Origin of the sequence: Polaromonas sp. (assembly GCF_030680935.1) — a bacterium.
Lineage (GTDB): Bacteria > Pseudomonadota > Gammaproteobacteria > Burkholderiales > Burkholderiaceae_C > Polaromonas.
This window is the reverse complement of the sequence record NZ_JAUXUP010000003.1, coordinates 16,875-31,928: the sequence shown is the minus strand read 5'-3', so window position 1 is coordinate 31,928 and position 15,054 is coordinate 16,875. Positions and strand designations below refer to the sequence as shown.

Below are 15,054 nucleotides of genomic sequence, written 5' to 3'. Positions count from 1 at the left end.
GCCCTGCTGGCCACCGAAGGTGTGCGTGCAGCGCAAGAGCGCTTTGGCAAGGGCAAGGTTGTCACCGGCGAGCAGGCCCGCTGGGGTTATGAAAACCTGAACCTGACCCAGGCCAAGCTGGACGCACTCGGCTTCAAGGGCGTAATGCGACCGGTGTCGACCAACTGCGTGGACCACATGGGCTCTGCCTGGGCCCGAGTGCACCAGTGGGACGGCGCCAAGTTTGTCTGGACCTCGGACTGGCTGCAGGCTGACGAGCAGGTCATCCGGCCTCTGGTGAAAAATTCGGCCGACAAATACGCCGCAGAGAAAAAACTGACACGGCGCACAGCTGCGGATTGCCAGTCTTGATGGAGTGAGGCTTCAAGCCCTCCTGCGGTGCAGGAGGGCAGCGGCTCCCGCGAGCCGTCAGACGTCAGCGCTTCAACCCCGTTGCAGCGCTGACGTTTGGCTCCCACAAGCAGAAAATCCCATGGAACAACCCAAAATTGCCACTGATATTGTCCTGAACGTCAACGGGATTGAAGTCATCTACAACCACGTCATCCTGGTGCTCAAGGGTGTGTCCCTGAACGTCCCCGAAGGAAAGATTGTGGCCATCCTGGGGGGCAATGGCGCGGGCAAAACCACCACCTTGCGGGCTGTCTCCAACCTCCTCAGTGGTGAGCGCGGTGCGGTGACCAAGGGGGCTATCGAACTGCGCGGTGAGCGCATTGAAAACCTGTCACCGGCCGAGCTGGTGCAGCGTGGGGTGGTACAGGTCATGGAAGGCCGCCACTGTTTTGCGCATCTGACCATTGAGGAAAATCTGCTTACTGGCGCCTACACCCGCAAAAGCAAGGTCGAGATCGCTGCCAATCTGGAGAAGGTTTACAACTATTTTCCGCGCCTGAAAACGCGGCGCACCTCGCAAGCCGCCTATACATCAGGTGGCGAGCAGCAGATGTGTGCCATCGGCCGCGCGCTGATGGCCAGCCCCAGCATGGTTCTGCTGGACGAGCCCTCCATGGGCCTGGCCCCGCAAATCGTCGAGGAAGTGTTTGAGATTGTCAAAGACCTCAACCAGAAAGAAAAGGTCACCTTCCTGCTGGCCGAACAGAACACCAACATGGCCCTGAAATACGCCGACTACGGCTACATCATGGAAAGCGGTCGTGTCGTGATGGATGGTCTGGCCAGCGACCTGGCCAACAACGAAGACGTCAAGGAGTTCTACCTGGGCGTGGGCGGCGGCGAGCGCAAGAGCTTCAAGGACGTCAAAAGCTATAAACGCCGCAAGCGCTGGCTGGCTTGAGGATATTCACATGACTGAGTTTTTTGATGTTCTGGAATCCCGCCCGCAAGCGCAACGCGAAGCCGCACTGATGGCCGGGCTGCCGGCCCAGGTGGGCCACGCTCAAAAATCGGCGCCAGCTTTTGCCGCCCTGCTCGCTGGCGTTGACGCGGCCGCCATCACCAGCCGCGCCACACTGGCGCGCTTGCCGGTCACCCGAAAACATGACTTGGCCGCCCTGCAAAAGGCGGGGCTTCCCGGTGATGCCTTCGGCGGCTTCTCTACCTTGCTGCGCGGTCCAAAAATGCCCCGGATGTTTGCTTCGCCCGGGCCCATCTACGAACCGGAAGGAAGCAGCAAGGACTACTGGCGCGCCGGCCGCGCCATGTACGCCGCAGGTTTCCGGGCTGGCGATCTGGCGCACAACGCTTTCAGCTACCACATGACGCCGGGGGCCTTCATCATGGAATCTGGCTTGCACGCGGTGGGTTGCACGGTGTTTCCAGCGGGCGTCGGCCAGACTGAGCAACAGTTGCAGGCCATTGCCGAACTTAGGCCCGATGGCTACACCGGCACACCCAGCTTTCTGCGCATATTGCTTGAGAAGGCCGCCGAAGCGGGAAGCGATATCTCCAGCATCCGCAAGGGACTGGTGGGTGGCGAGGCCTTTCCGCCTAGCTTGCGCGACTGGTTTTCAGAACGCGGCATGGCCATCTATCAATGTTATGCCACAGCCGATCTCGGCTTGATCGCTTACGAAACCTCGGCCCGCGAAGGCATGGTGCTGGACGAACACGTCATCGTCGAGATCGTACGACCCGGCACTGGCGATCCGGTCCCCGACGGAGAAGTCGGCGAGGTGGTGGTTACCACCCTGAATCCTGGTTACCCCCTGATCCGCTTTGGTACGGGCGATTTGTCCGCCATCCTGGAGGGGCCATGTCCCACCGGACGCACCAACACCCGGATCAAGGGATGGATGGGGCGTGCCGACCAGACGACCAAGATACGCGGCATGTTTGTCCACCCCGGTCAGGTGGCCGACATCACGCGGCGTTTTCCGGAAGTGCTGAAGGCACGCCTGGTCGTCAGTGGCGAGATGGCCAGCGACAGCATGACGCTTCTGGTGGAGGCAAGCGCCATGCCCCAGGATCTGGAGTTGCGGATCAGCGAGGCGATTCGCGATGTCACCAAATTGCGCGGCGATGTGGAGCTGAAAGCGCCGGGCAGCCTGCCGAACGACGGCAAAGTGATCGAGGACGCTCGTAGTTACAAGTAGACCGGGGCTTGCCCTTACGTAGTTCCCGCGATGGACACCCGTGTTGGCGTTCGTAAACTGGGGGCATCCAATTCAAGGAGATACCCATGAAACGCCTCTTAGTTCTCGCCGCCGCCGCAACGGCCCTGTTTGCCAACGCGCAAACCTACCCCGGTTCGAAGCCGGTTTCCATTGTGGTGCCTTTTGCAGCGGGCGGCCCCACCGACCGCGTGGCGCGCGACCTCGCAGAAGCGATGCGCAAAAATATGCCCGGTTCCAACTTCGTGGTTGAAAACGTCAACGGCGCAGGCGGAACAATTGGCGCCACCAAAGTCGCCAAAGCCAGCCCCGACGGTCATACCTTGCTGCTGTTTCATATCGGCATGGCTGCCACACCTGCCCTGTACCGCAAATTGCAATACAAGCCCCTGGAAGATTTCGAATACCTGGGCATGGTCAACGAAGTGCCTATGACCCTGATCGGCAAACCCCAGTTGCCGGCCAACACCTACCGCGACTTCGAGAATTACATCAAGGCCAACGCGGGCAAGCTCAACATTGCGCATGCAGGACTCGGCTCTGCCTCGCACCTGTGTGGCCTGATGTGGCAAGCGGCGATCAAGTCCAAGGAAGCCATGACCACCATCCCGTTCGGCGGCACTGGCCCGGCCATGAATGCGCTGGTGGGTGGTCAGGTCGACCTGATGTGCGACCAGACAACCAACACCACAGGGCAGATTGAGGCGGGTCGCGTCAAGGCCTTCGCCGTGACCACTGCCAAGCCCCTGTCGACCCACAAATTGCTCAAGGACTACCCGTCCCTGCAGGAAATGGGTCTCAAGGGCTTTGACCTGACCATCTGGCATGGCCTGTATGCCCCCAAAGGCACCCCTCCCGCCGTTCTGGCGCAGCTCAACACGGCCCTGAAGGCTGCGCTGAAAGATCCCGAGTTCATGAAAAAGCAGGAAGGCCTGGGCGCCGTGGTCGTGACCGACAAACGGGTGGAGCCAGCGGCACACAAAGCCTTCGTTGCCAGCGAAATTGCCAAGCTCAAGCCGGTTATCGAGGCCGCCAAACAGTTCGCCGACTGATTTTCCGCGCATCCAGTCAGAAGCCGCCGGGTAAAAACCGCGCGGCTTTTTTTCTGGGGCAACCCTAAGCGCCACAACCAGTAACACGCCAGCATGCTACCCCTGCGCATCGTTGACTCAATCACCGAGCTGGGCGCGCACGATGAGGGCTGCCTGGCCGTCAGCGGTTCGCACGGTGGCCTGAGTTCGGCGCGTTATGCGCTGGCAGCAAGACCGCTGCTGAGCGTTTTTAACGACGCAGGGGTTGGAAAAGACGACGCAGGCCTGGCCGCGCTGGAGTTGATGCAAGCGCACAAACTGGCCGCCTGTACCGTGTCACATGCGAGCGCGCGCATTGGGGACGCACAGAGCACAATGAACAACGGCATCGTCAGTCACTGCAATGCTCTGGCCAGCATGCTGGGGGTTCAGACGGGGCAGACCTGCCTGCATATGATTGAAATCATTCAACGACAAACAAGGAGACAACCATGAATTGCCATTTTCAGCCTCGCCGCCGCCTGCTGTGTGCCATCGGTCTTGCGACCATCACCCTGGCCGGCCTGCCCGCCGCCGCTCAAAGCAGCTGGCCGACAAAACCTGTCCGGATTGTCGTGCCCTTCGCCCCGGGCGGCACCACGGACATTCTTGCCCGCGCGGTCGCGCCCGAGCTGTCAAAAGCATTCGGTCAGCAATTCGTCGTGGACAACCGCGCCGGTGCCGGTGGCAACGTGGGTGCGGACCTTGTGGCCAAATCGCCGGGCGATGGCTACACCCTGCTGATGGGTACGGTCGGCACCCACGGCATCAACAAGTCTGTGTACGCCAAAATGCCCTTTGATCCGCAGAAGGATTTTGCGCCCATCACCCTGGTCGCCGGTGTCCCCAATGTCATGGTGATGAACGCCGAGAAAGCCGGCAAGCTGGGCATCAACAGCGTGGCAGATTTCATCAAATATGCCAAATCCCACCCTGGACAGTTCAGCATGGCCTCCAGCGGCAACGGGACCTCGATCCATCTGGCCGGAGAACTGTTCAAGTCCCAGACCGGTATTTTCATGACACACATCCCCTACCGGGGTTCAGGCCCTGCCCTGCTCGATCTGGTTGGCGGCAGCGTGGATGTGATGTTTGACAACCTGCCCTCGGCGATGCCACAGATCAAAGGTGGCAAATTGCGTGCGTTTGCCGTGACCAGCGCCCAGCGCTCGACCGCCATGCCCGATTTACCCACGGTCGAAGAAGCCGGCAAGCTCAAGGGTTTTGAGGCCAGCAGCTGGTTTGGTTTGCTGGCCCCTGCGGGCACACCGCCGGACATCGTCAACCGCATCCAGCAGGAAGTAGCCAAGGCCCTGGCCACGCCGGCCATCAAGGAAAAAATGCTGGCCCAGGGCGCCATTCCCAGCGGCAACACGCCGCAGGAGTTTGCCAAACTGATTGACTCCGAAATCATCAAATGGGCGCAGGTGGTGAAAGTCTCAGGCGCCAAAGTCGACTAGCGAGCGGGCTGTGCTACGAGGGGCCAACGGGTATGGTCCCTCCCCCTTCAGGCAGGGGCAGCGGCCCCTTTTCAGTGCAAGCGGCAGGGAGCTGCCGCAGGCTTGCAGGGAGCGACCGTGAGAGGCCTAAATACCCCAGACCACCTCATGGCCGGCCTTGTGGTTACGCTGGAGCATGTCGATAAAAGGCAGCGCGCGCTGCCGCAGGCCCAGACCGCCGTGCTGGCCCGCGTCCGGCGATTCGTTGTCTTGCGATTCCTCCTGTGTGATGGCCGCTTGCAGCGCCGCAATCGCAGCAGGCATTTGCTCCGGCAGGATGATGCCCTTGGGGCCCGCCTCCTTGCCAATGATCTCCAGCACATGCCGACCATTGGCCTCCAGCATGATCAGGTCGCCGGAAGCTTTTGATTTGAATTTGTACAACATACGCAGCTCCTTGTGGGTTTCGATTCATTATGGGTGCCTGACCTGACTGCGTCTGTAGGCCCGCACCGCGCTATTGGCTGGCGGTCAAGCAAAATACAGGCTTATGTTCACCCTTCCCACAGCCCCCAAACCCGCGGTCCAGGCGCTGAGCCAGGACGGCCTGAGCCTGCTGACCCCTGCCGATCTTGCGGCCACACTGCCCGCCGACTGGGTCCAGGACTGGTCTGCACTGACCAAGTCCTGGGACCGCCTGCCGCCTGATACGCACCTCAAGGACGGGGGCCATTACCGTCGGCGCAGGCACAGCTGTTACGTGCAGCCACTGGACAGCGGGCAGTTGCAGCAGGTGGCGCATCGCGCGCACTGGCAACCCACCGACTACAACGCCATGCACGGCGGCATTGAGCGCTGGTTCGAGCCGGTGGAGTCCGCCGTGGCTGCTGCGCCCGCCTGGTCTGCCCTCCTGACCGGACTGGGCCAGCTGTTTGCCCAGGTGCATCCGGTACAACGCTGGTACATCGAGGCGCACCAGTTCCGCATAGACACCGCTGGCGGCGTCGGCCGACCCACCCCGGAAGGCGCGCACCGCGACGGTGTTGACTTTGTGGTGGTGATGCTGGTGGCGCGGCAGGGCGTCAAGGGCGGAGAGACCCGGGTGTTTGACGCCCACGGCCCGCACGGCCTGCGCTTTGTGATGCAGGAGCCCCTGAGCGCGCTGCTGCTGGACGACAGCCGCGTGATTCATGAAACCACGCCCATTTTGCCGCTGGACGCCGCCGCGCCCACCGGTTACCGGGACACCCTGGTTCTAACCTACCGTGCGGTCGGCTTCCAATCACCCTGAGCCCCCGCGGTAGCTCGTTTCAAATCCGTTCATCCTGAGCTTTGTGGAAGGATGCCCCCCCTTGGAGGGCGCTGCCCTTGCAGGGCGCCGCGCTGCCAGAGGCAGCACATCTGGCGTCTGTCCAAGCCCGCTCCAGCGGGCTCGGAGCCGCAGCTGCCAGCCTGCGGCCCCTGCTTGAAGGGGGGCACTGTCCATGGTTGCAAAAAACTGCTTGACGAAAATAGTTTAACCTTAAACAATCAAGATTCGATCAATTCAGTTGAACGGTCTTCCCGATGCGAATTCTTTGTCTGGGCGGTGGTCCTGCCGGTTTGTACTTTGCCGTGCTGATGAAGCTGCAAAACCCGGCGAACAGCATCACGGTGGTGGAGCGCAACCGCCCCTTCGACACCTTTGGCTGGGGCGTAGTGCTGTCGGACCAGACACTGGGCAACCTGCGCGTCGCCGACCCAGTCAGCGCGCAACTGATCGGCGACGCCTTCAACCACTGGGACGATGTCGAGGTGTTTTTCAAGGGCCGCTCGGTGCGGTCCGGTGGCCACGGCTTTTGCGGCATAGGCCGCAAGCGCCTGCTCAATATCCTGCAGGAACGCTGTATTGAACTCGGCGTCGAGCTGGTGTTCGAAACCGATGTGCAAGACGATCAGGTGATCGCTGCAAAATACCAGGCAGATATCGTCATCGCCAGCGACGGGCTGAACAGCCGCGTCCGCAACCGGTACGCCGATACCTTCAAGCCCGATGTGGACTTGCGCGCCTGCCGCTTTGTCTGGCTGGGTACACACAAGACCTTTGACGCCTTCACCTTTGCGTTTGAACAGACCGAACACGGCTGGTTTGCCGCGCATGCCTACAAATTTGACGACAACGCCTCGACCTTCATCGTCGAGACGCCCGAGGCGGTCTGGAAAGCCCACGGCCTGGACGCGATGAGCCAGGAAGAGGGCATTGCCTTTTGCGAAAAACTCTTTGCCAAATATCTCGACGGCAATACCTTGATGAACAACGCCACCCATGTGCGCGGCTCGGCCATCTGGATACGTTTCCCGCGCGTGGTCTGCGAGCGATGGGTGCACCATGTAGCCATCAACGGCAAGGACGTCCCCATTGTTCTGATGGGCGATGCAGCCCACACCGCGCATTTTTCGATTGGCAGCGGCACCAAGCTGGCGCTGGAAGACGCGATCGAGCTGACGCAGTGTTTTGCACAGACGCCCGAGCCGGCGAAGGCGCTGGAGACTTACGAAGCCTTGCGCTCGGTTGAAGTGCTCAAGATCCAGAACGCTGCGCGCAACTCCACCGAATGGTTTGAAAACGTGGACCGTTACAGTGGCCTCGATGCGGAGCAGTTTTTCTACTCGCTGCTGACCCGCTCGCAACGCATCAGCCATGAAAACCTGCGGGTGCGTGACGCCACCTGGCTGCAGGGTTACGAGCAGTGGCTGGCCAAAAGCAAAGACATGCCAGCTCCGCCGCCGATGTTGTTGCCGCTGAAGGTGCGTGAGCTGCAATTGAAAAACCGCATCGTCGTCTCACCCATGGCGACCTACAGTGCGATAGGCGGCCTGCCCCAGGACTTTCACCTGGTGCACCTGGGCGCGCGCGCGCTGGGCGGCGCGGCCATGGTGTTTGCCGAGATGACAGCGCCCTGCCCCGAAGGCCGCATCACGCCGGGCTGCCCGGGGCTGTGGAACGAGGAGCAGATGCGGGCCTGGAAACGCATTGTCGATTTTGCGCACCGCTCGGGCGAAGGTGTGCGCATGGGCATGCAGCTCGGCCACAGTGGCCCCAAGGGCTCGACGCAAGTCGGCTGGGACGCACCCGACGAACCGCTGGCCTCAAACAACTGGCCGCTGCTGGCCGCCAGCGCCGTGGCTTACGGTCCCACCAACGCCGTACCGGCTGCGATGACACCGGACGACATGGGCCGGATCAAGGCGCAGTTTGTGCAATCCGCCGTCTACGCGGCCCAGGCCGGCTTCGACTGGTTGGAGCTGCACTGCGCGCACGGCTACCTGCTATCGAGCTTTATCACGCCGCTGACCAACCTGCGCACCGACGAGTACGGCGGCAGCCTGGAAAACCGCTGCCGCTATCCGCTGGAAGTTTTTGACGCGATACGCGCAGTCTGGCCGGCACACCTGCCCATGAGTGTGCGTATTTCAGCCCATGACTGGGTGCCGGGTGGCAATACAGCCGACGATGCGGTGGTGATTGCGCGCCTGTTCAAGGCCGCCGGCTGCGACTTCATCGACGTTTCTTCGGGCCAGACCTCGCGCGCCGCCAAACCGGTGTATGGCCGCATGTACCAGACACCGTTTGCCGATCGCATACGCAACGAGGTCGGCATCCAGACAATTGCCGTCGGCGCCATCTCGGAGGTTGATCACGTCAACAGCATCATCGCGGCCGGTCGCGCCGACCTCTGCGCGATTGCCCGCCCGCACCTGGCCGATCCGGCCTGGACGCTGCATGAAGCGGCCAAACTGCAAAGCCGGCACGTGGACTGGCCCAAGCCCTACCTCAGCGGCCGGGACCAGATGTATCGCGAACTTTCAAAGCAAAAACAGGCCTGAACCCTTGCACAGCAAGCGTAAACAGCTATCAAATACATAGCATACCGGAGAACGCCATGGACATGGAAGCACGCGGCCACCGCGAACACCCCGAAGCACTGCGCCTGTGGCTGCGCATGCTGACTTGCACGCAGCTGATTGAAAAGCAGGTGCGCGGACAACTGCGCGAGCAGTTCGACACCACCCTGCCGCGCTTCGACTTGATGGCGCAGCTCGAGCGCAACCCGGACGGCCTGAAGATGAACGAGCTGTCGCGCCGCATGATGGTCACCGGCGGCAATGTGACCGGGGTCACCGACCAGCTGGTGGCCGAGGGCCTGGTCGAGCGCCTGGAGGTGGAAGGCGACCGCCGCGCCTACCGCGTGCGACTGACATCGCGGGGCCGCAAGACCTTCGACGAGATGGCACGTCAGCACGAAGGCTGGATTGTGCAGGCCTTCGGCGGCTTGTCGGTGCGCGAGCTGGAGACCCTGCACAAGCTGCTGGGCAAGGTCAAGCAACACCAGAGTGATTTGAGCCGACAGGCCCACGAAACGGAAAACGCATGAAACACTACATTACCCCCGGCAACCCGATGCATGGGCAGTTCAACGCGCTGGCCGGCTACCAGGCGAGGCATTTCGCCTACAGCTTCAACGGCGGCGTTGCCACCCTCAGCCTGAACCGGCCTGAGCGCAAGAATCCGCTGACCTTCGAGTCCTATGCCGAACTGCGCGACCTGTTTCGCACGATGAACAGCGCCACCGACGTCAAGGTGATTGTGTTGACAGGCGCCGGTGGCAACTTCTGCTCGGGAGGCGACGTGCATGAAATCATCGGCCCTCTGACGAAGATGACCATGCCCGAATTGCTGGAGTTCACCCGCATGACCGGCGATCTGGTCAAGGCCATGCGCCTGTGTCCACAACCCATCGTTGCTGCCATCGACGGCATTTGCGCTGGCGCCGGCGCGATGATGGCGCTTGCCGCTGACATGCGCCTGGGCACGCCCCAGGCCAAAACCGCTTTCCTTTTCACACGCGTCGGCCTGGCCGGTGCTGACATGGGCGCCTGCGCACTGTTGCCACGCCTGATCGGACAGGGCCGCGCTTCCGAGCTGCTGTTCACCGGCCGCGCGATGACGGCGCAGGAAGGCCTGCAGTGGGGGTTTTTCAACGCCCTGCACGAGTCGGCTGACGTCCTGGGCAAGGCGCAGGCCCTGGCGGCCGACCTGGCCGCCGGCCCGACTTTCGCACATGGCATGACCAAAACCATGCTGCACCAGGAGTGGGCCATGACTCTGGACCAGGCGATTGAGGCCGAGGCCCAGGCCCAGGCCATCTGCATGCAGACCAAAGACTTCACGCGTGCTTACGAAGCCTTTGCCAGCAAGCAAAAACCGGTGTTCCAGGGAGACTGACATGAAGGCCTCCACCGATCACCTCGCGCTTCCTTTTTTTGACGACACTCATCGCGCGCTGGGACGGGACCTCGCCGAATGGGCACCGTTGCAGCAGGTTGACGAAAGCGACGACCGACGCGCCTGCAGGCAGTGGGTGCGGCTGCTCGGGGACGGCGGCTGGCTGCGCTACTGCGTTCCCGGCAGCGCTGGCGGTGCGCTGGACAAACTCGACTCGCGCGCGCTGGTGATCCTGCGCGAGACACTGGCCTTTCATTCCCCCCTGGCGGATTTCGCCTTTGCCATGCAGGGCCTGGGCAGCGGCGCCATCACGCTGGCCGGCACACCGGCACAGCAGGCAGCCTACCTGCCGGCCGTGGCGCGCGGCGACAAGATCGCCGCCTTCGCCCTGAGCGAACCCGACGCTGGTTCGGATGCTGGCGCCATGACCACCAGCGCCGATCAGTCCGACGGCGGCTGGGCGCTCAACGGCAGCAAGACCTGGATCAGCAACGGCGACATCGCCGATTTTTATGTGACCTTTGCCAAAACCGACAGGGGCGCCGGCACACGCGGCATCACGGCCTTTATCGTCGATGCCGGCAACCCCGGGCTGGACAGCAGCGAGCACATCGCGGTGATGGCACCGCATCCACTGGCAACGCTTAAATTTGCGCATTGCAAGCTTCCGGATGCGGCGCAGCTGGGCGCGCTGAACGGCGGCTTCAAGCTCGCGATGCAGACCCTGGACATCTTCCGCGCATCCGTCGCGGCCGCAGCGCTGGGCATGGCGCGGCGTGCGCTGTTCGAGGCCGTGCGTTTTTCGCGTGAACGCAAGATGTTCGGCCAGACCCTGGCCGACTTCCAGCTCACGCAGGCCAAAATCGGGGAGATGGCGGCACTGATTGATGCCGCCGCGCTGCTGACCTACCGGGCTGCCTGGCTGCGCGACGACAGCCAAGCCCGCGGCGCTGGCAAACGTATCACCGCTGAGGCAGCGATGGCCAAGATGACAGCCACCGAAAACGCCCAGCGCGTCATCGACATGGCGCTGCAGATGCACGGCGGCCTGGGCGTCAAGGTCGGCAGCAAGGTCGAAAGCCTGTACCGCGACATCCGCTCACTGCGCATCTACGAAGGTGCGACCGAAGTCCAGCAACTGATCATTGGCAAGGCGGTGCTGCAATCATGAAAAAAACTGCTTCATCGGTGCAAACCGATCGTTTTGTGCACGACCGTCTGCCGCCCGAGAGCCAGTGGCCGCAGATGCGTTATGACCTGCCCGAGCTTGCCGTGGACGCGCAGGCCAACCTGGTCGATGTGCTGTTTGACCGCATTGACCAGAAAGGCCTGTCCGGGCGGCCCTTCCTGCGCTCTGACAAAGCCACGCTCACTTATGCCGAAGCGCACGAGCAGGTCAAACGCATTGCCCAGGTGCTGACCGAGGACCTGAAGCTGGTCCCCGGCAACCGCGTGTTGCTGCGCGGCGGCAACACCATCGCCATGGCCCTGGCCTGGCTGGGCGTCGTCAAGGCCGGCCTGGTCGCGGTGGCCACCATGCCCCTGCTGCGCGCCAAGGAGCTTGGCGAGATCATCCACAAGTCACAAGCTGCCGTGGCGCTGTGCGACGCCAGCTTGCTGGCAGAGCTGCAAAGCGCCCAGGCGCTACACCCCACGCTGGCCAGCATCGTGCCCTTCAACATCAACGAGGCGGGTTCGTTGGCCGTGCTGGCGGCGGCCAGGGATGGTCACTTCACGCCTTGCAAAACGTCGGCTGACGACATCGCCATGATGGCCTTCACCTCGGGCACCACGGGCACGCCCAAAGCTGCGGTGCACACCCACCGCGATGTACTGGCCGCCTGCGAGGCCTGGCCGCGCCATGTGCTCAAGGCCGTGCCAGAGGATATCGTCATGGGCTCGCCACCGCTGGCGTTTACCTTCGGTCTGGGCGGCATGCTGATTTTTCCGATGTGGGCGGGCGCGTCGGTTTATTACCCTTCCATCGCCTACACGCCGGAGGCCATGGTCAAGTTGATCAATGAAGTGGGCGCCACCATCTGCTACACGGCGCCCACTTTTTACCGACAGATGGCGCCGTTTGCAAAGCAGCATGGCGTGCCGACTTTACGCGCTTGTGTCAGCGCCGGGGAGGGCCTGCCCGACGCCACCCGCCAGCTCTGGAAGGATGCCAGCGGCATCGAGATGACCGACGGCATAGGCGCGACCGAAATGTTCCACATATTTATCTCTGCCGCGCCGGCGGACGTGCGGCCGGGCGCGATTGGCAAAGTGGTGCCCGGCTACACCGCCAGGGTGGTGGATGACCAGGGCCAGGAAGTGCCGCGAGGCACGGTGGGAAAGCTGGCGGTGATCGGGCCCACCGGCTGCCGTTACCTCGACGACGCGCGCCAGGCCAACTACGTCAAAAACGGCTGGAACTACCCTGGCGATGCCTTTGTACAGGACGCCGATGGCTACTTTTTCTTCCAGGCGCGGGCCGACGACATGATCATTACCTCGGGTTACAACGTGGGCGGCCCCGAGGTGGAAGACGCCTTGCTGAAACACCCGGCGGTGGCCGAGTGTGGTGTCATCGGAGCGCCCGACGATGAACGCGGCATGGTCGTGAAGGCCTTTGTGGTGCTCAAGCCCGGGCAGCAACCCGGCGCCGACATGACACGACAGCTCCAGGACCATGTCAAAGCCACGCTGGCGCCCTTCAAATACCCGCGCCAGGTCGAATTTGTGGCCACATTGCCACGCACCGAAACCGGAAAACTGCAGCGTTTCAAGCTGCGCCAGCCATGAAATTCGAAGTCAAAAAACTGATCCGCTTTCACCACTGCGACCCTGCTGGTATTGTTTTTTACCCGCAATTTTTCTACCTGCTGCACGAGGTTCAGGAGGACTTTCTGGCGCATATCGGGCACCCCGAGCACGAGATGATTGCGCGTGGCGCCGGTGTGCCCATTGTGGACATGAAAACCGGGTTTGTCGGCATGTGCCGCTTTGGCGATGAAGTGAGCATCAGCCTCGGCCTGTTCCGTCTGGGCGCCTCCAGCATTGGCATGCACTATGAAATTCATAGCTGCTCAGGCACAACGGACAAGGGCCAGAGCCTTAAATTGCATGCTAAAGCGGTGGTGGTGTACTCTCAGCTGCCACACGGCAAGGCATTGCGGATTCCAGACCCCTTGCGCGCCGCCCTGCAACCTTATCTGGAAACCCCACTGGAAGACAAAGCATGATGAAACTGTTGCAACCGGCCGGCTGGCAGGCGCCCCGCGGGTACGCCAATGGCGTGATGGCGCGCGGTGCCCTGATTTTTGTCGGGGGCCAAATCGGCTGGAACGCGCAGCAGCAGTTTGAAAGCGACGACTTCATCGCCCAGACGCGCCAGGCGCTGCTCAACATCCGGACCGTGCTGGAAGCGGGTGGAGCCGGGCCGCAACACATGGCCCGCATGACCTGGTACGTGGTGGACCGGCTGGAATACATCAGTCGCCTGCGAGAACTGGGCCTGGTGTACCGCGAGGTCATGGGCAAAAATTTTCCCGCCATGACCTGTGTGCAGGTCGCGGGTCTGGTGGAAGACCGCGCGCGTATTGAAATCGAAGTCACCGCTGTTTTGCCAGACTGAAAGCGCGCCCTCTTGCGGGCCCAGCCAGCCCGGAAAAGCGATGTGCTGCAGGCTGTTTTGAAGCTGTTTTCTGGCTTAAGATGATCCAGATATTTGGAGCGTTCAGTGACCTCAAACCAGCCAACCCCCGCCCACCCCAGCCCCGCCAGTCCTGAATACGGACTGGCAGAAGGCCAACGCAGGATGCAGCATCAGCTGATGGAGTCGACCGGTGTAGCCGAATCCGTCTTCAACCTGAAAACCCAGCAACTGAGCTGGAACCGCCGTGCCTACGAGGTCTTCGGCGTCAGCCCGGTCGGTTCACCCATCACGCTGGAAGTAGCCATGCACCTGGTCTATCCGGACGACCTGGAACGGCTGGTCAACGCGCGCGAGCAGATGCGTCACACGCCGGGCTCCCTGACGCTTGACTACCGCGTCATCCGGCCCGACGGTACGCTGGTGGAGGTGCACACTCTTCTGTACGCAGAAACCGACTTACAGGGACGCGCTCTGGCCCATGTTGAAATGACGCTGGATGTCACCGAGCGCAAACGTATTGAAACAGCGCTCATCCAGTCTGCCCGGCTGTGTCGGGTGCTGGACAAGGTATCTACCGATGGCTACTGGGAGGAAAGCGCCCCCGTGCAGGTCCACCCGACTGACGCCCTGGTGGCGCCCGATGTAACGCCTCCGACAGGCAATGACACTGCAAAACGAAAAATCCGCGTGCTGTACGTTGAAGACAACATGTACAACCTGATGCTGTTTGACGACGTGATGCGAACCCGGGACGATGTGGAGGTACGTATGGCGCAAAACGGTGCGCAGGGCTTTGAGGTGGCCGGCACCTGGCAGCCCGATGTGTTGGTGCTGGACGGTCGTTTGCCCGACACCCATGGCATTGCGTTGCTGCAGCGCATGCGCGGTATCGAGGGCCTGCAGACTACGCCGGCGTTCATGTGTTCGGCAGACACCCAGCCCGAGCACAAGGTACTGGCCGAACAGGCAGGCTTTGCCGGTTACTGGACCAAACCCGTGGACTTTGACAAGGTGTTTGACGAGTTGGACCGCGTGGCGGCCAATGCGGATTTGCGCCAGCCGTAAA

The 15,054-nt window shown here is 62.1% G+C and carries 15 protein-coding genes and 1 pseudogene; 15 read left to right on the top strand and 1 reads right to left on the bottom strand.

What is annotated here, in order from left to right; translation table 11 throughout:
* From Q8L50_RS00810 to Q8L50_RS00785, 6 genes and pseudogenes are all read left to right on the top strand, one after another.
* Positions 1-351: pseudogene (locus Q8L50_RS00810) on the top strand (ABC transporter permease); the annotation flags it as partial.
* 121 nt (positions 352-472) lie between these two features.
* Positions 473-1,294 (top strand): ABC transporter ATP-binding protein, encoded by an 822-nt coding sequence (locus Q8L50_RS00805; RefSeq protein ID WP_305346744.1) that lies wholly within the window; start codon positions 473-475, stop codon positions 1,292-1,294.
* Positions 1,295-1,304: 10 nt separating this feature from the next.
* A complete protein-coding gene (locus Q8L50_RS00800) occupies positions 1,305-2,552 on the top strand; it encodes a phenylacetate--CoA ligase family protein (protein WP_305346743.1) in 1,248 nt (415 codons plus the stop codon).
* Between the two features lie 86 nt (positions 2,553-2,638).
* Positions 2,639-3,622 (top strand): tripartite tricarboxylate transporter substrate-binding protein, encoded by a 984-nt coding sequence (locus tag Q8L50_RS00795; RefSeq protein ID WP_305346742.1) that lies wholly within the window; start codon positions 2,639-2,641, stop codon positions 3,620-3,622.
* Between the two features lie 93 nt (positions 3,623-3,715).
* Entirely contained in the window at positions 3,716-4,096 is a 381-nt protein-coding gene (locus Q8L50_RS00790) for a hypothetical protein (protein WP_305346741.1), read from the top strand.
* Positions 4,093-5,100, top strand: a complete 1,008-nt coding sequence (locus tag Q8L50_RS00785) for a tripartite tricarboxylate transporter substrate binding protein (RefSeq protein ID WP_305346740.1) — start codon at positions 4,093-4,095, stop codon at positions 5,098-5,100. The genes Q8L50_RS00790 and Q8L50_RS00785 overlap by 4 nt, the downstream gene beginning before the upstream one ends.
* A gap of 126 nt (positions 5,101-5,226) precedes the next feature.
* Here Q8L50_RS00785 and Q8L50_RS00780 read toward each other — a convergent pair whose 3' ends face one another.
* Positions 5,227-5,526 carry a DUF1840 domain-containing protein gene (locus Q8L50_RS00780; RefSeq protein WP_305346739.1) on the bottom strand — a complete coding sequence of 100 codons (300 nt, stop codon included), beginning with the start codon at positions 5,524-5,526 and terminating at the stop codon, positions 5,227-5,229.
* Between the two features lie 103 nt (positions 5,527-5,629).
* Between Q8L50_RS00780 and Q8L50_RS00775 the strand changes: the two genes are divergently transcribed.
* The 9 genes from Q8L50_RS00775 to Q8L50_RS00735 all read left to right on the top strand — a co-directional run bounded on the left by Q8L50_RS00775 (position 5,630) and on the right by Q8L50_RS00735 (position 15,053).
* The gene (locus Q8L50_RS00775) at positions 5,630-6,370 is read left to right on the top strand and encodes a 2OG-Fe dioxygenase family protein (RefSeq protein ID WP_305346738.1); all 741 of its coding nucleotides are present in this window, start codon (positions 5,630-5,632) and stop codon (positions 6,368-6,370) included.
* A 275-nt stretch (positions 6,371-6,645) separates the two neighbouring features.
* On the top strand, positions 6,646-8,946 hold the full coding sequence (locus tag Q8L50_RS00770) for a bifunctional salicylyl-CoA 5-hydroxylase/oxidoreductase (RefSeq protein ID WP_305346737.1): 2,301 nt from the start codon (positions 6,646-6,648) through the stop codon (positions 8,944-8,946).
* A gap of 56 nt (positions 8,947-9,002) precedes the next feature.
* Entirely contained in the window at positions 9,003-9,494 is a 492-nt protein-coding gene (locus tag Q8L50_RS00765; protein WP_305346736.1) for a MarR family winged helix-turn-helix transcriptional regulator, read from the top strand.
* Positions 9,491-10,345, top strand: a complete 855-nt coding sequence (locus Q8L50_RS00760) for an enoyl-CoA hydratase family protein (RefSeq protein WP_305346735.1) — start codon at positions 9,491-9,493, stop codon at positions 10,343-10,345. Before Q8L50_RS00765 ends, Q8L50_RS00760 begins: the two co-directional genes overlap by 4 nt.
* Position 10,346: 1 nt before the next feature.
* Complete coding sequence (locus Q8L50_RS00755; RefSeq protein ID WP_305346734.1) at positions 10,347-11,516, top strand: acyl-CoA dehydrogenase family protein; 1,170 nt, start codon at positions 10,347-10,349, stop codon at positions 11,514-11,516.
* Positions 11,513-13,135 carry a benzoate-CoA ligase family protein gene (locus Q8L50_RS00750; RefSeq protein WP_305346733.1) on the top strand — a complete coding sequence of 541 codons (1,623 nt, stop codon included), beginning with the start codon at positions 11,513-11,515 and terminating at the stop codon, positions 13,133-13,135. Before Q8L50_RS00755 ends, Q8L50_RS00750 begins: the two co-directional genes overlap by 4 nt.
* Complete coding sequence (locus Q8L50_RS00745) at positions 13,132-13,575, top strand: thioesterase family protein (RefSeq protein ID WP_305346732.1); 444 nt, start codon at positions 13,132-13,134, stop codon at positions 13,573-13,575. The genes Q8L50_RS00750 and Q8L50_RS00745 overlap by 4 nt, the downstream gene beginning before the upstream one ends.
* The gene (locus tag Q8L50_RS00740) at positions 13,572-13,967 is read left to right on the top strand and encodes a RidA family protein (protein WP_305346731.1); all 396 of its coding nucleotides are present in this window, start codon (positions 13,572-13,574) and stop codon (positions 13,965-13,967) included. The genes Q8L50_RS00745 and Q8L50_RS00740 overlap by 4 nt, the downstream gene beginning before the upstream one ends.
* A 105-nt stretch (positions 13,968-14,072) precedes the next feature.
* On the top strand, positions 14,073-15,053 hold the full coding sequence (locus Q8L50_RS00735; RefSeq protein ID WP_305346730.1) for a response regulator: 981 nt from the start codon (positions 14,073-14,075) through the stop codon (positions 15,051-15,053).
* Position 15,054: the final 1 nt, after the last annotated feature.